At 74.7% G+C, this 24,129-nt stretch carries 16 protein-coding genes; 6 read left to right on the top strand and 10 right to left on the bottom strand.

Annotated features, from left to right (window positions below; all coding sequences use genetic code 11):
- Positions 1 to 38 precede the first annotated feature (38 nt).
- The 3 genes from MCM47_RS29515 to MCM47_RS29505 all read right to left on the bottom strand — a co-directional run bounded on the left by MCM47_RS29515 (position 39) and on the right by MCM47_RS29505 (position 3,473).
- The gene (locus tag MCM47_RS29515; protein WP_238864731.1) at positions 39 to 674 is read right to left on the bottom strand and encodes a hypothetical protein; all 636 of its coding nucleotides are present in this window, start codon (positions 672 to 674) and stop codon (positions 39 to 41) included.
- Positions 675 to 952: 278 nt separating this feature from the next.
- Positions 953 to 2,206, bottom strand: coding sequence for an alpha/beta fold hydrolase (locus MCM47_RS29510; RefSeq protein ID WP_238864768.1), 1,254 nt, complete (start codon positions 2,204 to 2,206; stop codon positions 953 to 955).
- Positions 2,207 to 2,882: 676 nt separating this feature from the next.
- Positions 2,883 to 3,473, bottom strand: a complete 591-nt coding sequence (locus MCM47_RS29505) for a cysteine hydrolase family protein (RefSeq protein WP_238864730.1) — start codon at positions 3,471 to 3,473, stop codon at positions 2,883 to 2,885.
- Positions 3,474 to 3,654: 181 nt separating this feature from the next.
- On the opposite strand from MCM47_RS29505, the gene MCM47_RS29500 reads away from it, so the two are divergent.
- Positions 3,655 to 4,707: a GlxA family transcriptional regulator gene (locus tag MCM47_RS29500; protein WP_238864729.1), complete on the top strand. Its 1,053-nt coding sequence runs from the start codon at positions 3,655 to 3,657 to the stop codon at positions 4,705 to 4,707.
- 25 nt (positions 4,708 to 4,732) lie between these two features.
- Here the strand turns inward: MCM47_RS29500 and MCM47_RS29495 are convergent, their stop codons facing one another.
- Positions 4,733 to 5,299: a DinB family protein gene (locus MCM47_RS29495; RefSeq protein WP_238864728.1), complete on the bottom strand. Its 567-nt coding sequence runs from the start codon at positions 5,297 to 5,299 to the stop codon at positions 4,733 to 4,735.
- 286 nt (positions 5,300 to 5,585) lie between these two features.
- Between MCM47_RS29495 and MCM47_RS29490 the strand changes: the two genes are divergently transcribed.
- Positions 5,586 to 6,293 carry a GPR1/FUN34/YaaH family transporter gene (locus MCM47_RS29490; protein ID WP_238864727.1) on the top strand — a complete coding sequence of 236 codons (708 nt, stop codon included), beginning with the start codon at positions 5,586 to 5,588 and terminating at the stop codon, positions 6,291 to 6,293.
- Between the two features lie 125 nt (positions 6,294 to 6,418).
- Positions 6,419 to 7,240 carry an alpha/beta fold hydrolase gene (locus tag MCM47_RS29485; protein ID WP_238864726.1) on the top strand — a complete coding sequence of 274 codons (822 nt, stop codon included), beginning with the start codon at positions 6,419 to 6,421 and terminating at the stop codon, positions 7,238 to 7,240.
- A 43-nt stretch (positions 7,241 to 7,283) separates the two neighbouring features.
- On the opposite strand, the gene MCM47_RS29480 is transcribed toward MCM47_RS29485, so the two are convergent.
- The 6 genes from MCM47_RS29480 to MCM47_RS29455 all read right to left on the bottom strand — a co-directional run bounded on the left by MCM47_RS29480 (position 7,284) and on the right by MCM47_RS29455 (position 13,575).
- Positions 7,284 to 8,429, bottom strand: coding sequence for a sensor histidine kinase KdpD (locus MCM47_RS29480; RefSeq protein WP_238864725.1), 1,146 nt, complete (start codon positions 8,427 to 8,429; stop codon positions 7,284 to 7,286).
- On the bottom strand, positions 8,426 to 9,145 hold the full coding sequence (locus tag MCM47_RS29475; RefSeq protein ID WP_374209229.1) for a response regulator transcription factor: 720 nt from the start codon (positions 9,143 to 9,145) through the stop codon (positions 8,426 to 8,428). Before MCM47_RS29475 ends, MCM47_RS29480 begins: the two co-directional genes overlap by 4 nt.
- A 522-nt stretch (positions 9,146 to 9,667) precedes the next feature.
- Positions 9,668 to 10,525, bottom strand: a complete 858-nt coding sequence (locus tag MCM47_RS29470; protein ID WP_238864723.1) for an S-methyl-5'-thioadenosine phosphorylase — start codon at positions 10,523 to 10,525, stop codon at positions 9,668 to 9,670.
- Positions 10,522 to 11,403 (bottom strand): SURF1 family protein, encoded by an 882-nt coding sequence (locus MCM47_RS29465; protein WP_238864722.1) that lies wholly within the window; start codon positions 11,401 to 11,403, stop codon positions 10,522 to 10,524. The genes MCM47_RS29470 and MCM47_RS29465 overlap by 4 nt, the downstream gene beginning before the upstream one ends.
- 42 nt (positions 11,404 to 11,445) lie before the next feature.
- Positions 11,446 to 12,063 (bottom strand): TetR/AcrR family transcriptional regulator, encoded by a 618-nt coding sequence (locus MCM47_RS29460; RefSeq protein ID WP_238864721.1) that lies wholly within the window; start codon positions 12,061 to 12,063, stop codon positions 11,446 to 11,448.
- 33 nt (positions 12,064 to 12,096) lie between these two features.
- Positions 12,097 to 13,575, bottom strand: coding sequence for an MFS transporter (locus tag MCM47_RS29455; RefSeq protein ID WP_305068038.1), 1,479 nt, complete (start codon positions 13,573 to 13,575; stop codon positions 12,097 to 12,099).
- A gap of 367 nt (positions 13,576 to 13,942) precedes the next feature.
- Between MCM47_RS29455 and MCM47_RS29450 the strand changes: the two genes are divergently transcribed.
- The 3 genes from MCM47_RS29450 (at position 13,943) to MCM47_RS29440 (ending at position 23,966) form a co-directional block, all read left to right on the top strand.
- Positions 13,943 to 16,234, top strand: coding sequence for an MMPL family transporter (locus tag MCM47_RS29450; RefSeq protein WP_238864720.1), 2,292 nt, complete (start codon positions 13,943 to 13,945; stop codon positions 16,232 to 16,234).
- Between the two features lie 116 nt (positions 16,235 to 16,350).
- The gene (locus MCM47_RS29445; protein ID WP_238864719.1) at positions 16,351 to 19,965 is read left to right on the top strand and encodes an amino acid adenylation domain-containing protein; all 3,615 of its coding nucleotides are present in this window, start codon (positions 16,351 to 16,353) and stop codon (positions 19,963 to 19,965) included.
- Positions 19,962 to 23,966, top strand: coding sequence for an amino acid adenylation domain-containing protein (locus tag MCM47_RS29440; RefSeq protein WP_238864718.1), 4,005 nt, complete (start codon positions 19,962 to 19,964; stop codon positions 23,964 to 23,966). Before MCM47_RS29445 ends, MCM47_RS29440 begins: the two co-directional genes overlap by 4 nt.
- Positions 23,967 to 24,129: the final 163 nt, after the last annotated feature.

Genomic DNA, 24,129 nt, shown 5'->3' with positions numbered 1-24,129 from the left:
GGACGTCGGCCGTCCGGCGACCCGCGTCCCGTGGCCCGTCAGTAGCCGCTCGGGTAGCCGCCGGTCTGCGGCTTGCTGGCGGACGGCGCCGGAGCGCTCGCCTGCCCGGTGCCCGCGCCGCCGGCCGCGGCCTGGGCCTTCTTGCCCTCGGGCGTGCTGGCGAACCAGGTGCCGCCCACGCCCTGACCGTTGGTCTGCCCCGGCGCGGTGTCCCCGGCGAAGCGGTACAGCGGCCAGCCGTTCAGGGTGAGCTGCTTGCTCCCGTCGGGCCGGGTCACGGTGCCGACCAGGGCCGACTCGACGCCGGTGACGTCGACCTTCTCCTGGGCGGGGACCGGCGGCCACTTCGCGGCGCAGGCGTCGACGCAGGTGCTGGCGGAGGGCTTGCTGGTGTCCTTGTCGAAGCGGTAGAGCGTGCGGCCCGAGCCGTCGGTGACGATCGCGCCGAGCGTGGGCGAGTTCGCCGCCACCAGCCGGCCGCCGCCGGCCGTCCCGGCATCCCCGGCGGCCCCGGGCGCGGACGTCCCCGGGGCGGCCGGGGTGGCGGCGGTGGCGGCGGTCGTGGCGGCGGCGGTGGAGTTCTCCTCGCCGGGCCCGCAGGCGGTCGCGGCGAGCAGGACGGCGGCGAGGCCGGCGGCGGCGAGCAGACGACGGCTTCCGGTGAACTTGGACATGGCGAACTCCCCCTGGTGGTGGGTCTCTTGGCTTCGAGTGCGGCTCGGTGCCGCGTGCACCACCAACACGGATGCCGGCGCGAGGTGGTTCAAAGCCGGCGAGATTTCTTTTCCCGACGGCCCACCCGGCGCCGCTCGGCGGGACGCCTGCCCGCGGGGCCCGCACCGGTCGGGCGGCCGCCGGACCGGTGCGGGCCCCGTCGACCGGTCACTCGGGCGGGCTCACGCCCCGATCGCCCGGCGCCGGGTGCGCCGGTGGTGGGGCGGGCGGTCGGACGTCAGGTGCTCTCCGGCTCGGGGGTGATGGTGAACGGCGTCGGGGTGAGCCCCGCCACGCAGGTGGTGTCCGGCGCGGTCGGGTGGTCGAGGAAGGAGGCCAGGACGCGCGCCGCGCAGGGCGACCGGGGCACCACGAAGTGGCCGGTCCCGGGGACCTGCACGGGGGTGGAGCGGGTGAGCGTCCGGGCCGTGTAGGGGCCCCAGCTCGCCCCGGTCTTCGCATCGAAGGTCCCGGAGACGACGAGCGTCGGCACCTTGCTGTAGGTGGCCACCCGCTGGACCGCGGTGCGGTCCGGGACGTTCCAGACGCGGCACACGTCGTGCTCGAAGGGGAGCTGCGGCGCCTGGGCCAGGACCGTGTCCGGCCATCCGGGGAAGGCCCGGCGCCCCGCGTTCAGCAGGTCGGACTCCGAGGAGCCCGGCACCCACTCGGCACAGGCCACCGACTGCGTCAGGCCGTGCGCGACCTCGCCGACGGCGGGCGTCGCGCCGGCGGCCCGGGCACGCGCGAGGCGCTCGGGATTTCCGTGGGCGAGCTCGTCGAGCGCCGCGGGGACGTCGACGGACGGGACGGCGGCGCCGTCGGCGAGCAGGTTCACCAGGGCGCCCCCGTCGAGGACGACCCTGACCGGCTCTCCTCCCCCGGGTGGCGGCACCGTCAGCGTGAGGGGCTGCGCCTCCAGACGGCGGACCTGTTCCGTCAGCGTGCGCGGCAGGTCCGGGTAGCGGCTCCGGCAGCCGGGCTGGGCCTCGCACGCCGCGAAGATCGCGCCGATCCCCTCGCGCGCGCTGTCCCAGGTCCAGGGCAGGCTCACGACCTGCGGGGGCACGACCGAGTCGATGGCCACCGAGCGGATCCCCTGGGGGTGGAGGCGCAGGTAGGTGAGGGCGAGTTCGGTGCCGTAGGAGTAGCCGTAGACGTTCCAGTGCCTGACGCCGAGCGCGGTGCGCAGATCGTCGAAGTCCGCGGCGTTCTCGGTGGTGTTGTACGCGCTCAGCTCGATGCCGTCGGCCGTCAGGCGGTCCCGGCACTCCTGCGCCGCGCGCACCAGGCGCTGCCCGGTCGACGGTGCGCCGTAGGGCAGCCCCACCGCCTCCGCGTCGAAGCGGTCGATCTCGGGGCAGGCGAGGCTCGGCTGCGAACGGAGCGTTCCGCGCTGCGCCATGACGATCAGCTCGTGGTCCTGGTTGACGCCGGAGGCGATGAGGAAGGGGATCGCCCCGAACGCGTCGCCGCCGGGACCGCCCTCCATGAACACCACCGGGTCCGGCGCCGGCCTCGTCGACGCGGCCGGGATGACCGCGACGGCCAACCGGATCGTGCGCCCGTGCCGTTCACGGCTCCCGGACGGCCCGTGGTCCTCGGCCGCCGCACGGCTCTCGGGCACTTCCAGGAACCCGCACCGCCCGGGGACCGGCTCGGTTCTCTCCGGACAGGGAGCGGGCACGAACCGCGCCGCACCGTCCGAGCCCGACCCGCGGTCGGACGGTGCGGCACTGCTCGGTGCCACGCCCGCAGCGACGAGGAGGGCAGCCAGCACGCCCGCGACGAGCGCTGCTCCGCCGGGAGCGCCCCGGGAGCGCCCCCGTCCGTACCGGTGCCGCGCCCCCCTCCGTCCGGCCCGGCCCGCCCCGCGAACGGGCGGCAGGCAGCCCGGATCGATGCCCTGTTCCGCCATGTGCTTCCGTCTCCCTGCTCCCGGCCGCCCCGACGGGACGGCGCCGCGCGGCTGCGCCGGCCCACCGCGAGGTCACGGGCGGGCTCCGGCCAGCGTGCGGCGGTGGGGAGAGGTCCACCACTCGTGGGCTCCACTTGGAGCAGGTTCACGTCATCACACGGTCGGCTCCCGCGGCGGTCCTGTCGCCCGGTCAGCCCCGGCCCCGACGCGGCGGCGCGCGACCGGGGGGCGCCCCGGCGGAACCCCGGGCTCAGCCGAGCGACGCCGCGGACTCCACGACGACCCCGTACAGGTCGGCGACGGTCGCGAGCGCGCTGCGGTGGACCTCCCGGGCGGAGACCTCCGCGCCGCCCGAGGGCAGCGGCCGGGTCGCGCAGGCGTCGGCGACCACGGTCGGCCGGTTGCCGCGCAGGAACGCGCCGGCCGCGGTGAACGTGACGCACATGTGCGTCATGAAGCCGGCGACGACGACGTCCTTGCGGCCGGTCGCATCGATCCGCTCGCCCAGGTCGGTGCCGACGAAGGCGTCCGGGATCTGCTTGACGACGACGGGCTCGCCCTCGACCGGCGCCACAGCGGGGTGGATCCGGCCGATCTCGGCCCGGATGTCGTACGGGGTGTCCGGTCCGCCGTCGTTGACGACGTGGATGACCGGGGCGCCGGACTCCCGGGCCCGGGCCAGCAGCGCGGCGGCGGCGTCGATCGCCTCCTGCCAGCCGGTCAGCTCCATCACACCGGTGGTGTAGGTGTTCTGGTAGTCGATCAGGACCAGCGTCGCGCCGGCGAGGGACGGGGGCGTCTCGTCGAGGCCGTTGAGGGCGCGCAGGGTGGTCGTCGGCATGGGAGTACCGCCTCGGGGTGTGGTGGTCGGGATGGGGCGGCGCACCCGCGGTGGGCCGCCTCCGAAACGCTAGGGGCGGCTCCGGCATGTCGGCAATGTCGTCTAACATGCAGAAACCGACATCGGCGCTGTCGGTACCGCGGCTGCCGGCGCCGCAGTGGCCGACCCGGGCGGAGGCCCCATGAGCACCGTGGAACGACTCGTCGTCATCGTCCTCTTCGAGGGCGTCGACCTGCTGGACGTGACCGGGCCGCCCGAGGTGTTCTCGCTCGTGCAGCGTGAGATGGACGATGCGACCGGCTACCGGGTCGTCCTCGCCGCCGAGACCACGGATCCCGTCACGACCTCCGCCGGCGTGCGGATCCTCCCCGACCTGAGCTTCCGGGAGGCCTCCGCCCGCAGCATCGACACCCTGCTGGTGCCCGGCTCGGTCGAGGTCGACAGCCGGCGCCGGGTGCGCGCCCTGGCCGATCCGGCGGTGGTGGGCCGGGTGAAGGCGCTCGCCGAGCGGAGCCGCCGGGTCGCGTCGGTCTGCGTCGGGGCGCACCTCCTCGCCGCCGCCGGACTGCTCGACGGCAGGCGGGCGACCACCCACTGGTCCACCGCGCGGCAACTCGCCGCCGAATTCCCGGCGGTGACGGTCGACGCCGACCCGATCTTCATCCGCGAGGGCGACGTGTGGACGGGTGCGGGCATCAGCGCCTGCCTCGACCTGTCGCTCGCCCTGGTCGCCGACGACTTCGGGGAGGACGTCGCGCTGCGCGTCGCCAGGCAGTTGGTGATGTACCTCAAACGGCCGAGCGGGCAGAGCCAGTTCAGCGTGCCCCTCGAACCCGTCTCCACGACGCGGCGGATCGAGGACCTCCGTCTCCACATCGCGCGCAACCTGGCCGGCCCGCTGAGCGTCGCCGACCTCGCCTCCCACGCCCACGTCGGCGAGCGGCAGTTGACCCGGATCTTCAAGTCCGAGCTCGGGACGACGCCGAGCGCCTACGTCGAGTCGGCCCGCGTCGAGCGGGCCCGGAACCGCCTGGAGTCGACCGACGAGACGCTCGAACGCATCGCCACCGCCTGCGGCTTCGGCACGACCGACACCCTCGTCCGGGCGTTCCGCCGGCAGCTCGACACGACGCCGACGGAGTACCGGCGCCGGTTCCGGACCGGGGGGCCTGAGCCGGCCGCGCCCCGGACCGGCGCCGGTGCCGTGGACTCCGCCGGCGGCGTACGACGTTGACCGGCTACCGGCCGCCGGGACCGGCTCAGCCCATGCTCTTGGCGCCGTCCAGGGCCTCCCGGATGATGTCGGCGTGGCCGGCGTGCTGGGACGTCTCGGCGATGATGTGCAGCAGCACCCGGCGGGCCGACCAGTGGGTGTCCGTGAACCACGGGGCCGCCGGCAGCGGGTGCGCGGCGTCGAGGTCGGGCAGGGCGGCGACGAGCTCGTCGGTACGGCGGGCGACCGCCGCGTAGTCGGCCAGGATCCCTTCCAGGGTCTCGCCGGGCAGCATCCGGAACTGGCCGGCCCAGACGGCCTGGTCGGCCTCGGTCAGGGCCGTGAAGTCGGGCATCGCCGACGGGCCCTCCAGGATGAAGTCCGCCCACACCCGCTCCATCGCGGCGACGTGCTTGATCAGCCCGCCCACGCACAGCTCGCTCGGGGTGGTCCGCCGCCCGGCCTGCTCGTCGGTCAGGTCGCGGGTGGTGAAGCGGAGGAAGTGCCGGTGCTTGGCCAGCGCGGCCAGCAGGTCGGCGCGCTCGCCGGTGGGGGCCGGGGCCGGGGCGGCCGGGGTGGTGGCAGGGGTGTTCTCGATCGCGGTGCTGCTCATGGATTTCTCCTCCGTCGGTGTCGTTCCGTCGACGGGAACCACATCCGTCGACGGGAACCACAGTAGGAGGCAACTGGGTCAGATCCTGTCCTAGATCGCGAGGTCGGGGGACCGGTGTCCGCCCGGCCTCCCCCCGGAGACGGCTGTGCAGTTCCCTCCGGGGCAAGCCGGCGTGCAGCACGGGAGCACCGGCCCCGGGCCGGGCGGCCTAGCGTCTGTGCTGCGGCCGGAACGTTCCACCTCCGTCCGTCCCACCCAGCCCAGCCACCTCGACGGAGCGAACACCATGACCACCAACGACAGCCCGGGGAAGGGCGGTTCGGGCGGACGGCACTTCGAGGCGGATCTGCGCGGGATGACCCGGATCAACCTGCGTCCGATCGCCTCGCCGATGCCGCTCGGCTTCTACACGGTCGGCATCGCCTCGGTGATGGTGGGCTGCTTCCAGCTGGGCGTCTTCGAGGACGGCCGCCGGGCGGTCGGGCTGGCGGTCCTGCCGGCCTTCGTCCTGCAACTGGTCGTGGCGGTCTTCGCGCTCGGCGCCCGCGACGTCCTGGCGGCCACCCTGATGGCCTGTTTCTCCGGGCTCTGGCTGGCGAGCTCGCTCGTCCTGGTGCTGGAACCGCCCGGAGGCACCGAGGTGCTCGGTGTCCTCAACGCCACCTTCGCCGCGTTCGCCCTGATGATGGCGGCGGTCGCGGGCCGGAAGCGGGCGCTCTGGCTGGTGCTCTGCACCGCGGTGCCCCGCTTCGGGGTGGCCGCCGTGGCCAACCTGACCGGCGCCGCCTGGCTCGGCCGGCTCTCCGGCGGCCTCGGGCTGCTGCTCGCCGCCGTCGCGCTCTACACGGCGTTCGCCTTGATGCTGGAGGACATGAGGGGCGAGCAGGTGTTGCCGATCGGCCGCAGCGGTCCGGCCCACCACGCGGTGGTGGGCGATCTCGCGGTCCAGCTGCGCGATCTGGAACGCCAGGCGGGCGTGCGGCGCACGCTGTGACCGCCCCGTGGCGGCCGGCCCGCCGCCGCGAACCCCCTCCTACCTCCCGTCCACGCCGGTCCCGTCCGGGGCCGTGCACCCACCCCGGCGGCCGACACCGCTCAACACCACTCGAAAGGCCCACCATGCCCTACATCACCCTCGCCGACGGCTCCCAGAAGTACTACAAGGACTGGGGCACCGGCCGTCCGGTGGTCCTCTCCCACGGCTGGCCGCTGAACGCCGACGCCTGGGACGGCCTCGCCGTCGCCGTCGCCTCGGCCGGCTACCGGGTCATCGCCCACGACCGCCGCGGACACGGCCGTTCCACCCAGACCTGGGACGGCAACCACATGGACCAGTACGCGGACGACCTGGCCGAGCTGATGGACCGGCTCGACCTCACCGACGCCGTCCTGGTCGGCCACTCCACCGGCGGTGGCGAGGGGGCCCGCTACCTCGGCCGTCACGGCAGCGCCAGGGTGGCCAAGGCCGTCCTGCTCGGCGCCGTCCCGCCGCTGATGCTGAGGACCGACGCCAACCCCGAGGGCACCCCGATCGAGGCCTTCGACGGCATCCGGGCCGGCGTCGCCGCCGACCGGTCGCAGTTCTACTGGGACCTCAGCGAGTCCTTCTTCGGCTTCAACCGCGCGGGCGCGGAGGTCTCCGAGGGCAAGCGCCGCGAGTTCTGGCTCCAGGGCATGCAGGCCGGGCTGAAGGGCGCCCTGGACTGCATCGCGGCCTTCTCGGCGACCGACTTCACGGAGGACCTCAAGAAGATCGACATCCCGGTCCTGGTCGCGCACGGCGACGACGACCAGATCGTGCCGATCGCCGCCTCGGCGGAGAAGAGCGTGAAGCTGCTCTCCCAGGGTGTCCTGAAGGTCTACCCCGGCGCCCCGCACGGCCTGGTCGGCGCCTACGAGGCCGCCTTCACCCGCGACCTGATCGAGTTCATCGGCGCCTGATCCCGGTGCCCCGGGCGTCCGGTTCCGGACGCCCGGGGCGCGTTCAGCTCCGGGGCGCCGGAAGGGCGATCTCGAAGCAGCAGCCCCCGGCGACGTTGTGCACGCGCGCCCGGCCGGCGTGCGCCTCGACGATGCCGCGCACGATGGCCAGGCCGAGTCCGGCGCCGCTGTCCCCGCCCTCCCCGGCCGTGCCCGGGTCGCGCCGCGGGGTGCGGGCGGTCGCGCCGCGCCAGCCGGTCTCGAAGACCCGGGCCAGGTCCGGCTCGGGGATGCCGCCGCAGCCGTCGGTGACGGACAGCACCACCTCGTCCGCCTCCCGCCGGGCGGCCACCGTCACCAGGCCGTCCTCCGGGGTCGCGCGGATCGCGTTGACCAGCAGGTTGCCGAGCACCCGGGTGATCTCGCGGCTGTCCACCTCGACCGGCTCGGACGCCACCCGGTGGCTTTCCAGCCGGACGCCGCGCCGGCGGGCCAGCGGATGGGCCCCGGCGAGGGCGTCGTCGACCAGGTCGTACACGGACACGCGGCTGAGCGAGAGGGAGAGGGCGCCGGCCTGGATCCGGGAGAGCTCGAACAGGTCGTCCACCATCCCGGTGAGCCGCTCGACCTCGGTGCGGATCCGCGTCAGGTACCGCTCCGGCTCGTCGGCGACGCCGTCCTCCAGCGCCTCCGCCATGGCGCGCATACCCGCCAGCGGGGTGCGCAGGTCGTGCGAGATCCAGGCGATCAGCTCGCGCCGGGAGCGGTCGAGTGCCTGCTCGCGGGCCCGGGACTCGGCGAGCCTGGCACTGGTGGCAGCCAACTCGGCGCTGAGGTCGGCGAATTCGGCGCCGAGGGGGTGGGCGGGGGCGGTGAACCCGGCGTCCGTGCCGACGGTGCGGGCGGCGAGGGCCAGCGCCCGGCTGCCGGCCACCACCTGGCGGCCGAGCAGGGCGGCGGTGACCAACGACACCACGGCGGCCATGCCCAGGACGGTGATCACCACCCCGAGGTCGTGCGGGGAGAGGAACATCGCCTCCGCCACCGCGAACGTCCCGGAGGTCACCGCGAGCACGGTCACCACCGCGACGCAGAACAGCGAGAGTGCGACCGAACGGCGGCGCAGCAGCCGGACGGCGGGCCAGCCGAGGAGACCCGCCCCGCCCGCGCCGAGGGCGGCGAACACGGCGATCAGCAGCAGGTCGTTCATGCCCGGCCGTCCCCCAGGCCGGCCGGGTCGTAGCGGTAACCGACGCCCCAGACGGTGCTGATCAGCCTGGGCGCGGCCGGGTCGTCCTCGATCTTCTCCCGCAGCCGGCGGACGTGGACCGTGACGGTGGAGAGGTCGCCGAAGTCCCAGCCCCAGACCTGCTGCATCAGGTCCTGCCGGGAGAACACCGTGCCGGGGTGCTGCAGCAGGAACGCCAGGAGGTCGAACTCCCGCATGGTGAGGGAGAGCTCGCGCTCACCGCGGTGGGCGCGGCGGGCCCGGGCGTCGAGCGTGATGTCCCCGGAGGCGAGCCGACCGCCCCCCGGGCCGTCGACCGGCGCGGCGGCGGCGCCGGCGCGGGAGCGGCGCAGCACCGACTGGACCCGCAGCACCAGTTCGCGCGGGCTGAACGGTTTGGTGACGTAGTCGTCGGCGCCCAGCTCCAGGCCGAGGATCCGGTCGGCCTCGTCACCCTTGGCGGTGAGCATCACCACCGGCAGCCCGGCGCCGCCCTCGGTGGCCCGCAGCCGGTGCAGCACCTCCAGCCCGTCCATGCCGGGCAGCATGAGGTCGAGTACCAGCAGGTCGGGGCGGGCGGTCCGGGCGAGGGCGAGGCCCTGCGGCCCGTCGGCGGCCCGGTCGACGTGGTGTCCGGCGCGGGTGAGGTAGCCGGCCACGACTTCGGCCACGGTCGGGTCGTCGTCGACCACCAGGATGCGGGAGGTGTCGGTCACCCGCTGAGGATAGGAGGCCGCGCGGCCCGGCGGGCGCGCGCCCCTCTCCCGTTCGGGTTCCGTAAGATCCGCCGGACTCGCCGGGGCGGCGAGTCCGGGCGGACGCCCCGCCGCCGCGGCGCGGGGCGGGGGAGTCTGGGCCGGGGTCCGGGGGAGCCTTGCAGGGTGCCGGTCGTGCACCACGCGTGCGGCTGTCGCCCAACCGCCTCTCGGCTCCTCGGTCAGGGGTGCCCCGGCGGCACCCGTGGAGGCGTCGCGCCAGAGCCTGCCAGATGCGCCGGGCGGCAACAAGGGGCTGGGGGAAAGGCCGGAAGAGCGCCACAGGAGCAGCACAGGAGGCGCACAAGGAGGCCGGGGCCCGACCCGCCCCGGCGAGGCGCGCAGGTCAGCGGCCCAGGAGTGGCCCGCTCCGTCGTGCGGCGGCCGGCGGAGCCGCCGGGCGCCCTTGACCGAGGAGCCGAGGCGGTCCGGACGCCGGCCGGTGCGGGTCGGGCGCCTTCCCGGTCAGGCGCCGGGCACGCCCGGCAGGCCCGTCGTGACGCCGTCCAGGGTGTGCGAGCAGGTGCAGTCGCGAGTCGCCGGCAGGTGCTCCAGGGCCGCGAACAGGACGGTGCGCAGCCGGTCGACGTTGCGGGCGAAGACCTCCAGCACCTCGGCGTGGGTGACCCCGGCCCCGCTCTCCACCCCCGCGTCGAGGTCGGTGACCAGGCTCAAGGAGGTGTAGCAGAGCCCGAGTTCGCGGGCCAGCGTGGCCTCCGGGTGGCCGGTCATGCCGACCACCGACCAGCCGGCGGCGGCGAACCAGCGGGACTCGGCGCGGGTGGAGAAGCGCGGGCCCTCGATCACCACCAGCGTGCCGCCGTCCACCGCCTCCCAGCCGGCCGCGCGGGCGGCCTCGACCGCCACCCGCCGCCCGGCCGGGCAGTAGGGGTCGGCCATCGACACGTGCACCACCTCCGGGAGGGTGCCGTCGGGCAGTGGCAGGCCGTCGTAGAAGGTCTGCGGCCGGCCGGAGGTGCGGTCGACGAACTGGTCCGGCACCAGCAGCGTCCCGGGGCCGTACTCCGGACGCAGACCGCCCACCGCGCACGGCCCCAGTACCTGGCGCACTCCCAGGGAGTGCAGCGCCCACAGGTTGGCCCGGTAGTTGATCCGGTGCGGCGGCAGCCCGTGGCCCCGGCCGTGCCGGGGCAGGAACGCCACCCGCCGGCCGGCCACCCCGCCGATGAACAGCGCGTCGCTGGGTGCCCCGTACGGGGTGTCGACGCGCACCTCGGTCACGTCCTCCAGCAGTGCGTACAGGCCGGAGCCGCCGATCACGCCCAGTTCGGCGCGCGGCGCGGCGGGCTGATCCGTCGTCATGTCCTGTTCCTCCCTCGGTAGCCGTCCGACCACTCTAGGATCCGGCGGCGGCGACGCGGTCCGGTCCGTCTCCCCCCCCAGGCCGGGGCCGGGTCCTGGTCCGGGCCGAGGTCGAGGTCGCGGTCGGCCGTGGCCTCGGCCTCGCGGCGGGCGAGGCGGCACCACATGAAGAGGACGAACCCGGCGAAGACGAACCACTCGCCCGTGTAGCCGAGGTTCTGGAACGACTTGAGGGTCAGCCCGGTGCCGGCCTGCGCGGGCAGTGCGGCCACCGGGGTGAGGCCAGCCGGCGCGGCGTCGGCGGCGACCCAGCCGTCGTAGAGGGCGTAGGGGAGCAGATTGACCAGGGCCGCCGGGCTGATCGTGCCGAGCTGGCCGGCGGGCAGGCCCCCGGCCACCGCGCCGTGCTTTCCGCTGTTCTCCGGGGGGTGGAGGCGCCCGGTCACCGTCACCGGGCCGTCCGGCGCGTCCGGCGGTGGGGCGGCGGAGCCGGGGGCGCCGGCCGTCCAGCCGCGGACCACGGCCACGGCGCGGCCGGTGTCGGTGCGGAGCGGAGTGAGGACGTAGTAGCCCTGGCTGCCGTCGACGGTGCGGTTGGGCACGAGCAGTTGGTGCGCGTTGTCCCAACGGCCGGTAGCGGTCACGGTGCGCCCGGCCGTGTCGGTGCGAACCAGGGGCTGGCGGTCCGTCAGAAGGGCGTCCAGCGCGACGCTTTCGACGGCCGGGCGGGCGCGCTCGGGCCGGGTGGCGGCCGCCTTCTCGTGGAAGCGGCCGAGCTGCCAGGTGCCGAGCCAGAGGCAGACGGTCGCGGCGGCCAGCGCCAGGGCGGTGCCGCCCAGCCAGCGGGGGGTGAGCAGGAAGCGGTACGCGTTCGTCACGGGCCGGGCACCCCCGCCGACGGGCCGGCGGCCCGGCACTGCTCAGGCGCGCCGCAGGGCGGACGCGAGGGTGGCGTCCAGGGCGTCGAGCGCCTCCTCGGAGGTGAACCGGCCGGCCTCGACCTGGTCGCCGGCGGCCTGGACCAGGGCGTAGACGGTGCTGACCAGCCAGTGGGCCGGGAGGTCATCGCGGAACACTCCTTCCTGTCGGCCCCGGGTGATGAGGCGGTCCATCGCCGAGAGGATGCCGAGGTGGTGATCGTGGACGGCTTCGGCGGGCAGGGCCCGGCGGGCGGCGTGCAGCATGCGCAGGTTGCGGTCCAGGAGCTGCCAGGAGGACCGGATGAAGCTGCGGAGCGTCTCGTCGGCCGGGCCCTCGTCGAGGCCGGTGGCCTCCAGGACGGTGGCGACCTCGGAGAGGGCACGCTCCATCAGCTCGCTCAGCAGTGCCTCGCGCGAGGAGAAGTGGCCGTACAGGGTGACCCGGCCGACGCCCGCCGCAGCGGCGATCTCGGTCATGCTGGCGTTGGGGTTCTTCGCGAAGCAGCTGGTCGCGGCCGCGAGGATGGCGGCGATGTTGCGCTCGGCGTCGGCCCGACGGGGGTGGGCGGGCGCTCCCCGTCGGGCGTTCGCGGCGCCGCTGCGGTGTTCGGATTCCATGGGACGGAGTCTAAAGACCGATCGCGGTTCCCCTCAGTGGACGTGGACGCCGGCGGGCATCTCGGGCTTGCCCTTGGGGATGACCACCAGCGCGATCACCGCGGCCGCCGCCGCCGCGACGGCCAGCGCGGTGTAGGCGCCCGGGAATCCGGCCGAGGTGTGCGCGGCGATCCCGGCGGCGGCGACGGTGGACACCGTGGCCACCCCGACCGTACCGCCGACCTCGTGGAAGGTGTTGACGACGCCGGAGGCGATGCCGGCCTCGTCGTGGGAGATGAAGCCGAGCGCCGTGGTGGTGGCGGAGACGAAGACCGGGATGATGCCGACGGCCCCGACGGCCAGCCCCACGACCGTCCCCGCGGTGCTGTCCGAGACGGCGAGCACGACGCTGCCGGTCCCCGAGACGAGCAGCCCGGCCGCGGCGACCAGGCGGGTGCCGGCGTGGGCGATCAGGTGCGCGGCGAGGTGGGCGCCGACGGCCGTGGCGACGGCGACGGGCAGCAGCAGCGCACCGGTGGAGAGGGCGGACAGCTGGCGCACGTCCTGGAGGTAGAGCGAGCCGAGGAAGACGAAGCCGAGCAGCAGGCCGGTGGCGATGAGCATCAGGAACGAGCCGGCGGCGACCGGGCGCTTGGCGAGGATGCGCAGGTCCATCAGGGGTGAGGCGGTCCGGCGCTCGACCACGGTGAACGCGGCGTAGAGCAGGACGGCGGCGGCCAGCGGCAGCAGGGTGGCGGCCGATGCCCAGCCCGCGTCGCCCGCCTTGATCAGGCCGAAGATGAGCGACCCGGTGGCCGCGGTGACCAGCACCGCGCCGGGCAGGTCGATCCGGCGGTCGCCGGGGGCGGGGGTCGCGGGGAGCAGCCGGGGGAGCGCGGCGAGCAGGGCGGCGCCGACCGGGACGTTGATGAAGAAGACCCAGCTCCAGCCCGGTCCGGCGGTGAGCACGCCGCCGAGCATGGCGCCGACCGCGAAGCCGATGCCGCCGAGCATCGCCCAGATGCCCAGGGCCTTGTGCCGCTCGGGGCCGTGGAAGGTGCGGGTGATGGTGGCGAGCGCGGCGGGGGAGAGCAGCGCCGCGCCGACACCCTGGGCGAGCCGGCCGCCGATGAGGACGCCGGCGTTCTCGGCCAGTCCGGTCGCCAGCGAGGCGAGGGTGAACACGACCAGGCCGGTGAGCAGCAGCCGCCGGGCGCCGAAGGCGTCGGCCAGGCGGCCGCCGAGCAGCATCAGACCGCCGAAGCAGAGGGTGTAGGCGGTCACCGCCCAGGTGAGGGTGGCGCGGCTGAGCTCGAGGTCGGCGCCGATGCTGGGCAGGGCCACGTTGATCACGGTCACGTCCACGATCAGCATGAACTGCGAGAGGCAGAGCAGCGTCAGCAGCAGCCAGCGCTTCGGGTGCGCGGGCGGGTGGTCGTGGCCGTGCTCCTGCTCCTGCCCGTGTCCGTGTCCGTGGCCGTGTCCGTGTCCGTGGCGGCCGGCGTCGGCGGCCGGGTGGGTGGCGTGCGCCATGAGGCCCTCCTCGTCTCGTTATCTCGTACAGCGTGTACGAGATAGGGATACCGCACGAGGGATAAGTTGAACAACTCTGTTTGAGTTATGGTCTCCCTCCGGAGAGTCCGGCGGCCGGTCGCCGATGCCCCCGTGCAGGTGCATGTCATCGATTCGAACCCTTGACCCTATGCCGCCTAGTAGTTAAGTTGGACAACGTGTTCGACTTTCGGGCGCCCCGCTGCGCCCGCTCCACCTGATGCGACGCCATGTCGTGTGTCCAGCAGGGCCCTTGAGGACTCTCCGGTCGCCTGGGCGCATGTCCCGGTCCGGGCCTGAGCAGAGCCGCACCGCCCATCGCGGTGCGGCGTCCTCGTGAAGGAGCTTCGTGAACGTCATCGCCCGACTGGCGGTTGCCAGAAGAGGTCTGATCCTCGCCCTGACCCTGTTCGTCGCCGCCCTGGCGGGGTTCTACGGTGCGGGGGTCCAGCAGCACCTGGCCAACGGCGGGTTCCAGGACCCGGCGTCCGAATCCATGCAGGTGGACGAGGCGCTGGCCGGGGACTTCGGCACCGGCGCGCCCAACCTGGTGCTGATCGTCTCCGGACGCGGCGGCAGGCCGTTGGAGGACCCGGAGGTCGTCGCCGCCGCGAACGGCCTGGTCGAGCGCATCCGCGGGTTCGACGGCGTGGTCTCGGCCGACTCCTACTGGAGCGCCGGCCGGCCCGCCTCGCTGCGGGCCGGGGACGGTGCCAGCGGGCTGGTGCTGGTCCGGCTCGGCGGGAACGAGGGCGTCTACCAGGCCACGGCGAAGCGGATCGTCCCCCGACTGGGCGACGACCGGCTCGACCTGAGGGTCACCGGGATCGCCCAGACCTACGTCGAGGTCGAACGGGTGTCCGCCGACGACCTGCTGCGGGCCGAACTGATCGTCGCACCGATCACGCTCGTCCTGCTGGTGCTGATCTTCGGCAGCCTCGCCGCCGCACTCGTGCCGCTCGCGGTCGGCGGGATCTCCGTGCTCTCCACCACCGCCGTGCTGCAACTGCTCACCGAGGTCACCCCGGTGTCGGTCTTCGCACTGAACGTCACCACGGCGCTCGGGCTCGGACTCGCCATCGACTACAGCCTCTTCGTGATCAGCAGGTTCCGCGACGAGCTCGCCGCCGGCGCCGACGTGGCCGCGGCGGTGCGCACCACCGTCCGCACGGCGGGCCTGACCGTGCTCTTCTCCGGCGTCACGGTCGCCCTCTCGCTCGCGGCGCTGCTGGTCTTCCCGATGTACTTCTTCCGCTCGATCGCCTACGGCGGCATCGCCGTCGTGCTGGTCGCGGCGCTGACCTCGGTGGTCGCGCTGCCCGCGCTGCTGGCGGTGCTCGGCCACCGGGTGAACGGCCTCGACCTGTTCGGCAGGTTCCGGCGCCGCACGCCGAGCGGGTTCTGGCAGCGGCTGGCGCTGGGTGTGATGCGGCGCCCCCTCCCGATCGTGACCGTGATCGTCGGCCTGCTCCTGCTGCTGGGCAGCCCGTTCCTGTCCGCGTCGTTCAGCCTCGCGGACGACCGGGTCCTGCCGGCCTCCTCGCCGGCCCGCCAGGCGGCGCAGTACCTGCGGGACAACTACGACCCGGGGGAGACCAACCCGATCCCGGTCGTCGTCAAGGGGGTGGCCGGAGCCGAGGCCCAGCGGGTGCTCCCCGGGTACGCGGAGCGGCTCTCGACGGTGCCGGGCGTGCGGCGGGTGGACACCCTCACCGGGTCCTACGCGGCGGGTCGGCCGGTCGCACCGCCGACGCCGGCCGCCGAACGCTTCACCGCCGCGGCGGGCAGCTGGCTGTCGGTCGTCTCCACCGTGGAGCCGTACTCGCCCGAGGGGCGCGCGCTGGTGGCGGCCGTCCGGTCCGCCGACGGGGCGCCCGGGCCGGTGCAGGTCGGCGGGCAGGCCGCGCAACTCGTCGACACCACGCACGCCACCGGCGGGAAGCTGCCGCCGGCGCTGGGTCTGATCGCGGTGATGACCTTCGCCCTGCTCTTCCTGTTCACCGGCAGCCTGCTCATCCCGGCGAAGGCGATCCTGCTGAACCTGCTGAGCCTCACCGCCACTTTCGGATCCATGGTCTTCGTCTTCCAGGACGGCCATCTGAAATGGCTGGTCGGGGATTTCGTCACGACCGGGATGATCGATGCGACGATGCCGGTCCTGATGTTCTGCATCGCGTTCGGACTGTCCATGGACTACGAGGTTTTCCTGCTTTCCCGGATCCGGGAGGAATTCCTCCGCAGCGGGGACAACGCGCGGGCCGTCGCGCTCGGCCTGGAGCGGACCGGGCGGGTGATGACCGCGGGTGCCGTGCTGATCGGAACGGTCTTCGTCACCTTCGCCTCCTCCGGGCTCACCCTGCTCAAACTCCTGGGCGTGGGCCTGGCCTTGGCGGTCGTGGTGGACGCCACGCTGGTCCGCGGCCTGCTGGTGCCCGCCTTCATGCGGCTCGCCGGGCGGGCCAACTGGTGGGCGCCGCCCCTGCTGCGCCGGCTGCACGACCGGATCGGTCTGCGGGAGTACGCCGACGAGCCGCCCGGTGCATTTCCGGCGACCGCTGCGCCGCTCGTGCGACGGGAATCCGTGGATCCTCCGGAGGAATCCGTCGAGGACCGTCCGGAAACTGTTCGAAGCGCCAAGTAGTTTGACGTCGACCGGGCTCTCTTGTAAGGTCCCGGAGGCGAATGCGCCGGGCCTTGACCAGCCGCCCGGGAATCGAATGTGAATTCTTCGAAGATGTCGCAACGGGGAGATTTGAAATGCTGCTGGACGTGCTCAGAGAAATGCCCGCCGAGGGAATCGAACTGCGTTTCCCGGCAGGCCCGTCGGCGCCGGAGCTGCCCACCGCGACCCCCGCGGGGCAGCAGCCGGCCGGCGGCTCGACGGTCCGGCGGCAGCGCCTCGGCGCGGCGGCCTGGGCGGCCGTCCGCGCCGAGGCCGAACTCCGCGGGCTCGCCCCGGCGGCCGTCCTGCTCACGGTCGGCGCCGACGTGCTGCGCCAGTGGTCCAAGCAGCCCGACTTCAGCCTGGACCTGGCCCTGCCCGGCCGGGGCGCGGCCCGGACGCTCGCCTTCGACGCGCTCCCCGAGGACTCCTTCGCCGCCCGCGCCGAGCGGCTCCAGCAGCAGCTCCTCCAGGAGCTCCCCGGCGACGCACCCGCCGAGCGGGAACCGGCCCGATGTCCCGGCTACTCCGCCGTCGAGGAGGAGGGCGGGCTCGCCCTCACCTGGACCGACCCCGACGGGCTGCTGCCCGAGGGCCTGACCGCGGACCTCGCCGCCGTCGCCGCCGACGCCCTGGAGCGACTGGCGGCCGGGGCACCGGCCTGGGACACCCGGGCCAGGCTGACCGCACTGCCGGCCTGGCAGCGTGCGGAGCGCGAGAGCGCCAACGCCACCGCGGCCGACCTGCCCGTCACCACCCTCTGCCGGCTCGTCGAGACCCGGGCCGCCGAACACCCCGACGCCGTCGCCGTCATCGCCGAGGACGGCCGCCTCAGCTACGGCGAGGTGGTGACCGACGCCCGGCGCCTCGCCCGCCGCCTCACCGACCTCGGCGCCACCCCCGGCACCCTCGTCGGCGTCGTCGTCGACAAGGGCCGCGCCCAGGTGCCCGCCGTCCTCGGCGTCACCCTCTCCGGCGCCGCCTACCTGCCGGTCGACCCGGCCTGGCCGGCCGCCCGCCGGGCCCAGGTCCTGGCACGGGGCGGGGTGCGGATCGTCGTCACCACGCCGCGGCTGCGCGATGCGGCCGAGTGGCCCGCCGGCCTCACCCTGGTCACGCCCGACGACGCCGAGGTGCGCGCGGCGAGTGCCGAACCCCTCGCCACCGCCCCCGCCCCCGAGGACCTGGCGTACGTCATCTTCACCTCAGGCTCCACCGGGCAGCCCAAGGGCGTGATGATCGACCACCGCGGGGCGGCCAACACCGTCCAGGACGTCAACCGGCGCTTCGGCATCGGCCCGGACGACCGCGTGCTCGCGCTCTCCTCGCTCAGCTTCGACCTCTCGGTCTACGACGTCTTCGGCACCCTCGCCGCCGGCGCCGCCGTGGTGATGCCCGCCCCCGGCCGCGCCCACGACCCGGAGCACTGGAGCGCGCTCGTCGCCGAACACGGCGTCACCGTCTGGAACTCCGTCCCCGCGTTGATGCGCCTCTGGCTGGACAACCCGGCCGGCGTCCCCTCCGGCGCCGCCTCCCCCGTCCGGGTGGTCATGCTCAGCGGCGACTGGATACCCGTCTCGCTGCCGGACGCGATCCGCGCCGCCCACCCCGCCGCCCGGGTGATCAGCCTGGGCGGTGCCACCGAGGCGTCCATCTGGTCCGTCGCCTTCCCCGTCGGCGAGGTGCCCGCGCACTGGAGCCGCATCCCGTACGGCAAGCCGCTCGCCAACCAGACCATGCACGTGCTCGACCACCGGCTCGACCCGTGCCCGGTCTGGACGACCGGCGAGATCCTCATCGGCGGCATCGGCGTCGCCAAGGGCTACTGGGCCGACGAGGCCCGCACGGCCGAGCGCTTCGTCGACCACCCCGTGACCGGCGAGCGCCTCTACCGCACCGGTGACCTGGGCCGCTACCTGCCCGGCGGCGACATCGAGTTCCTCGGCCGCGACGACACCCAGGTCAAGCTCAACGGCTACCGCATCGAGCTCGACGAGATCGCCGCGGTGCTCCGCCGCCGGCCCGGGGTCGGCGAGGCCGTCGTCACCGTCGACACCAACCCGGCCACCGGCCGCCGCCAGCTCATCGCCCACCTGCTGCCCGAGGACGCCGCCGAGGCGGTGCCCGCCCAGGACACCGACGCCGTCCACGCCCGGGTGCTGGCGGCCGGCCAGGCCGAGGTGCGGCGCGCCGCCGCCGAACTCGCCCCCGCCATCGCCGGCTTCCGCGACCTCTGGCACCGGCTGGAGGCACTGGCCCCCACCGTGATGGCGCGCAACCTCGCCCGGCTCGGCGCCCTCACCGCCGCGGGCGGCAGCGCCACGGCCGACACGATCGTCGCCGCCGGCGGTGTGCGCCCGCTCTACCGCGGGCTGATCCACCAGTGGCTGACCGTCCTCGCCGCCGAGCGGCTGCTCACCGCCACCGGGACGCCCGGCGAGTACCGCACCGAGCAGCCCCTCGACGCCGACGCCCTGGACGCGGAGATCAAGGCCGCCCTCGGCGCCCTCACCGCCACCGGCACCGACCGCGTCCTCCTGGACTACTTCACCGCCTGCATCGACCAGCAGCTCGCGATGCTCCAGGGACAGGTCCGCCCGCTCCAGCTGCTCCTGCCCGACGGGGACTGGAAGGTCACCCGGGCGCTGTACGCGGGCAATCCGGCCGCCCGGCTGCAGAACCTGGTCGCCGCCGCGACGGTCCGCTCCTTCGTCGACCAGGCCCCGGCCGACCGTACCGTCCGGATCCTCGAGATCGGCGCCGGCACCGGTGCGACCTGCGACCAGGTGCTGCCCGCCCTGCCCGCCGACCGGGTCCGGTACCGCTTCACCGACATCTCGACCGCCTTCACCGCGCCGGCCCGGCAGCGCTACGCCGACGCCTACCCCTTCGTCGACTACGGCCTGTTCGACATCGACGACGACCCGGCCGCCCACGGGCTGGCCCCCGGCTGCGCCGACGTCGTCATCGGCGCCAACGTCCTTCACGACGCCAAGGACCTCGGCCGGGCCCTGCGCGGCGTCCGCGGCCTGCTCGCCCCCGGCGGCCTGCTGGTGCTGATCGAAGGCACCGTCAACTCCCCGCTGAACATGATCAGCTTCGCTTTCCTCGAAGGCTTCGGGAACTACCAGGACCAGCGCGAGGCCACCCTGCTGTCCGTGCCCGAGTGGCAGGAGCAGCTGGCGGCCGCCGGCTTCACCCGGACCGCCTCCGTGCCGGAGGGCGCACCGGCCGTGGACGCCCTGGCCCAGCACGTGCTGATCGCCGGCGCCCCCGCCGGCCGCGCGGCGCTCGACACCGCCGCCCTGCACCGGGAGCTCGGCGAGCTGCTGCCCGACTACATGCTCCCGCACCACTACCTCGTCCTCGACGCGCTGCCGCTGAGCGCCAACGGCAAGGTCGACCGCTCCGCCCTGCCCTCGCCGTGGCGTGAGAGCGCGCCCGAGGACCGGACCTCGCCGCAGTCGGCCCTGGAGCAGCGGCTGTTCGAGATCTGGAGCGAGGCGCTGGGCCGCAACGACTTCGGCGTGGCGGACAACTTCTTCGATCTCGGCGGCGACTCGCTGCACGCCGTGCGCATCATCGGCCGGCTGCGCGCCGAGCTCGGCCTCACCCAGTCCGGTGACGAGGCCGTCGACATGCTGTTCGAGGCGCCGACGATCGCCGAACTCGCCGCGGTCCTGGCCGACCGGCCGGAGGCGGCCCGGTGACCGCCCACGACCCCTTCCCCCTGACGCCGCTGCAGGAGGCCTACCTCGTCGGCAGCTCCCGGCTGGTCGAGCTCGGCGGCTTCAGACCCGCCTACTACGTCGAACTGGACCTGGTCAACGCCGACCTGGCCCGGGCCGAGCGGGCGCTCCGGCAGCTGGTGCGCCGGCACGGCCACCTGCGCACCGTGATCGACGAGGGCGGCACCCAGCGGGTGCTCCCGGAGGAGCAGGCCCCGCCGGTCCGCCTCGCGGTGACCGACCTCGGCGGCCTCGACGAGGACGCCCGCCGGGCCGCGCTCGCCCGGACCAGGGAGACCATGTGCCGTGCGGGCGTCGCGCCCACCGGCCGGCAGCTCTTCGAGATCAGGGTGAACCGGCTGCGCCCGCGCCGGGTCCGGGTGCACCTGGCGATGAGCCTGCTGCTGCTCGACGGCCGGGGCATCCGGCAGGTCATGGACGAGTGGCGGGCCCTGTACCACGACCCCGACGCCGAGCTCCCCGAGCCCGGGGCGACCTACCGCGACTGCCGCCTGGAGCTGCTCGCGAACGAGGACACGCCGGGCTACCGGGACCAGTGGCGGTACTGGGAGCAGCGGCTCGACGAACTGCCGGACGCCCCCCGGCTGCCGCTGGCCGTCCAGCCGGCGGCGATCGCCGAGGTACGGTTCACCCGCCGCACGCACCGGCTCACCCGCGAGCAGTGGCAGCGGCTCTCCGCCGCGTTCCGCCACCACCGGGTGCTGCCGACCACCGCGCTCTGCCACGTGTTCGCCGAGGTGCTCGGTGCGTGGGCCGAGGCACCGCACTTCAGCCTGAACCTGCTGCACCAGAACTGGGCCACCACCCGCCCGCACATGGCGGGCGTGGTCGGCCAGTTCGGCGCCACCCTCCCGCTGGAGGTGGACCTGCGCGGGTCGGACGACTTCTGGGAGCGCGCCCGGCTGCTGCAGCGCCGGATCTGGCAGGACCTCCAGAACGCCGACGTGGCCGGGGTGCGGATCACCCGCGAGCTGGCCGCCCGCCGCGGCTGGACTTCCCGCGCCGCCCTGCCGTACGTCTTCACCAGCATGCTGAAGGCCGGCGGCGCGACCGCTCCGACTCCGGTGGACGGCCGGGACCGGCTGGCCTGCCGCGAGGTGGTCAGCGATCTGCGCACCCCCCAGGTGCTGGTGGACAATCAGCTCCACGACGGGCCGGACGGCGGCGTCGACTGCGTGTGGGACGTGGTCGACGAATCCTTCCCGCCGGGCCTGCCCGAGCTGATGTTCCGAGCCTACGGGCGGATGCTGGACGAACTGGCCGGGCCCGACGGGGCCGCGGCCCGGCCGGACCCGGTCCCGGCCGCCCACCGGGCCAGGATCGCCGAGCTGAACGCGCCCGCCGGGCCGGCGCCGGCCGAGCGGCTGGAGGACGGATTCCTGCGGCAGGCCGCCCGCCGCCCGGGCGTCATCGCGGTACTGGCCGCCGACCGCGTGCTGAGCTACGGCGAGCTGGAGGCCCGTTCGCGCGCGGTCGCCTGTTGGCTGGGCGCCCAGGGCGTGGGCCGGGGCGAGGTCGTCCCCGTCGTCATGACCAAGGGCTGGGAGCAGGTGGTCGCCGTCCTCGGCGTGCTGCGGGCCGGTGCGGCCTACTGCCCGGTGGACGCCGACCTGCCGGACGAGCGGATAGCCCAGCTGCTCGACGGCTGCGCCGCGACGGTCACCCTGGTGCAGTCCGCGGCCGAGGAGCGGATCGGCGCGCTCGGCCCCCGTCCGCTGCTGGCCGTCGACCGGGCGGAGCCCGACGCGGGGCGGACCTGCGCCCGGGTGGGCGACCCGGCCGACCTCGCCTACGTCATCTACACCTCCGGATCGACCGGGCAGCCCAAGGGCGTGATGGTCGACCACGCGGCGGCCGTCAACACGGTCGCCGACATCAACCGGCGGGTCGGACTCACTCCCGACGACCGGGTGTTCGGGATCTCCTCGCTCAGCTTCGACCTCTCCGTCTGGGACGTCTTCGGCACGCTCGCCGCCGGCGCCGCGCTGGTGCTGCCGGCGGCGGGCCGCCGCCCCGACCCGCTGGGCTGGGCCGCGACCGCCGTCCGGCACGGCGCGACGGTGTGGAACTCGGTACCCGCCCTGGCCCAGATGCTGGCCGAGGTCGTCGGGCAGCGGCCGGAGGCCGGTGTCCCGCCGGTCCGGGCCTTCCTCTTGAGCGGCGACTGGATCCCGACCGATCTGCCGGACCGGCTGCGCTCGATCCGGCCGGCCGCCCGGGTGATCGCGATGGGCGGTGCGACCGAGGCCGCCATCTGGTCGAACATCCACGAGATCGACCGGACGGACCCCGCCTGGCGCAGCGTCCCCTACGGCGTCCCGCTGACCAACCAGACCATGACGGTGCTGGACCACCGGATGGAGCTCCGTCCGCCGTGGGCGGTCGGCCGGATCCACATCGGCGGCGCCGGCCTCGCCCGCGGCTACTGGCAGGACGCCGCGCGCACCGACGAGCGGTTCGTCCGGCACCCGCGGACGGACGAGCGGCTGTACACCACCGGTGACCTCGGTTGCTACTGGCCGGACGGCACCATCGAGTTCCTCGGCCGGGAGGACCGCCAGCTCAAGATCCAGGGCTTCCGGGTCGAGCCGGGCGAGGTCGAGGCGGCGATCCGGGAGCTCCCGGCCGTGCGGGACTGCGCGGTCAGCGGTGAGGCCGCTGCGGGTGGCCAGCGGCGCCTGGTGGCGCTGGCGGTCCCGCGCGAGGGCGCGTCGCTGTCGCGGCAGGCCCTGCTCGACCACCTGCGTGCGCGCCTGCCGCACTACCTGGTGCCCGCGCGGATCGAGCTGCTGGAGCGGTTGCCGCTGACGCCCAACGGCAAGGTGGACGTGGCCGGCGCGCTGGCCGGCCTCGCCGGGCCCGAGAGCGCCCCGGCCGAGGCGGCCGGCGCCGAGGGGTATTGCGCCGAGGGGGAGGGCGACGCCGGGCTGACCGGGCGGCTGCAGGAGGTCTGGGCCGAGCTGCTCGAACTGCCGGCGGTCGAGCCGGACGGCGACTTCTTCGCGCTCGGCGGCAACTCGCTGCTCGCGCTGCGGCTGATCAACCGGATCCGCACCGAGCTGGGCGTCGAGCTCCAGTTCGGCCAGGTCTTCGAGGCCCGGACGGTGCGGGCGCTGGCCGGGCGGATCGCGGCGCAGGAGCGCGCCGCCGGCTGCCGCGTCACCCTGGCCGACGGGTCGGGCGCACCGGACGGCGGCGCTCCCGAGCTGTTCCTGTTCCACCCGGTGGGCGGTTCGGTGAGCAGCTACCCGGCGGTGGCCCGCGCCTGGGCCGGTCCCGTCCACGCCTTCCAGAGCCGGGCGCTGGCCGAGGGCACGACCGCCGCCCTGGAGACCGACCTGGTGACGATGGCCACGGCCTACCGCGAGGAGCTGCAGCAGGTGGCGCCCGAGGGGCCGTACCTGCTGGGCGGTTGGTCGATGGGCGGTGTGCTCGCCCACGAGGTCGGCCGGCAGCTGGCCGAACGCGGCCACCAGGCCCGGGTCTTCATGATCGACAGCGACCTCACCGAGGTCCGGCCGACCGGCTCGGAGGCCGACGGCCACCTGGAGTTCCTCGCCGACCTCGCGGGCGGACACCTGCCGGCCGCGGTGCGGACGGGCGTCCTGGACGCCCCGGAGGGCACCCGGGCCCGGGCCGCGGCGCGGCTGGCAGGTGACCACGGCTGGCTGCCGGAGGGCACCGACGAGCAGCAGTACGACCTGCTGATGCGCGTCCACGCGCACAACCTTGCGGCCCTGGGCGCCTACCGGCCGGAGAAGTCCGACGTGCCCACGCTCCTCCTGGTGGCGGGCGCCGTGGACCGGGCCGACCCGGTACCGGCCTGGCGTGACCTCTGCCCCGGCCTCGACGTCGAGGTCTGGCCGGAGGACCACTACTCGATCGTCGCCGGTGACCGGCCCGCGGCGATCGCCGAGCGGGTCGCGGCCTGGTCGGCCGACCTGCGGCCCACCGGGCGTTGACCGGCCGCCGGGCCGGCCCGGCGCACCCGCGCGAGCGCGCCCCGAGAGCGCGGCACCACGTCCGGGGACCAGCCCGGACCCAGCGTCAGCGCCTCAGCGCGTTCAGCGCCTTCAGCACCTTCGGATCCACCTTCGCGATCCACCTTCACACGCACAGGCAACG

The organism is Kitasatospora sp. A2-31, assembly GCF_022288725.1.
Lineage (GTDB): Bacteria > Actinomycetota > Actinomycetes > Streptomycetales > Streptomycetaceae > Kitasatospora.
Note: the sequence above shows the minus strand (reverse complement) of the source record. Positions and strands in the feature narration are given on the sequence as shown.

Excerpts from the sequence above, each read along its gene's own strand:
- MCM47_RS29470 (WP_238864723.1), bottom strand. The coding sequence starts at position 10,525 with ATGACGACGGATCAGCCCGCCGCGCCGCGCGCCGAACTGGGCGTGATC.
- MCM47_RS29480 (WP_238864725.1), bottom strand. The coding sequence starts at position 8,429 with ATGAACGACCTGCTGCTGATCGCCGTGTTCGCCGCCCTCGGCGCGGGC.
- MCM47_RS29510 (WP_238864768.1), bottom strand. The coding sequence starts at position 2,206 with ATGGAGGGCGGTCCCGGCGGCGACGCGTTCGGGGCGATCCCCTTCCTC.
- MCM47_RS29460 (WP_238864721.1), bottom strand. The coding sequence starts at position 12,063 with ATGGAATCCGAACACCGCAGCGGCGCCGCGAACGCCCGACGGGGAGCG.
- MCM47_RS29505 (WP_238864730.1), bottom strand. The coding sequence starts at position 3,473 with ATGCCGACGACCACCCTGCGCGCCCTCAACGGCCTCGACGAGACGCCC.
- MCM47_RS29485 (WP_238864726.1), top strand. The coding sequence starts at position 6,419 with ATGCCCTACATCACCCTCGCCGACGGCTCCCAGAAGTACTACAAGGAC.
- MCM47_RS29500 (WP_238864729.1), top strand. The coding sequence starts at position 3,655 with ATGAGCACCGTGGAACGACTCGTCGTCATCGTCCTCTTCGAGGGCGTC.
- MCM47_RS29490 (WP_238864727.1), top strand. The coding sequence starts at position 5,586 with ATGACCACCAACGACAGCCCGGGGAAGGGCGGTTCGGGCGGACGGCAC.
- MCM47_RS29445 (WP_238864719.1), top strand. The coding sequence starts at position 16,351 with ATGCTGCTGGACGTGCTCAGAGAAATGCCCGCCGAGGGAATCGAACTG.
- MCM47_RS29495 (WP_238864728.1), bottom strand. The coding sequence starts at position 5,299 with ATGAGCAGCACCGCGATCGAGAACACCCCTGCCACCACCCCGGCCGCC.
- MCM47_RS29515 (WP_238864731.1), bottom strand. The coding sequence starts at position 674 with ATGTCCAAGTTCACCGGAAGCCGTCGTCTGCTCGCCGCCGCCGGCCTC.
- MCM47_RS29455 (WP_305068038.1), bottom strand. The coding sequence starts at position 13,575 with ATGGCGCACGCCACCCACCCGGCCGCCGACGCCGGCCGCCACGGACAC.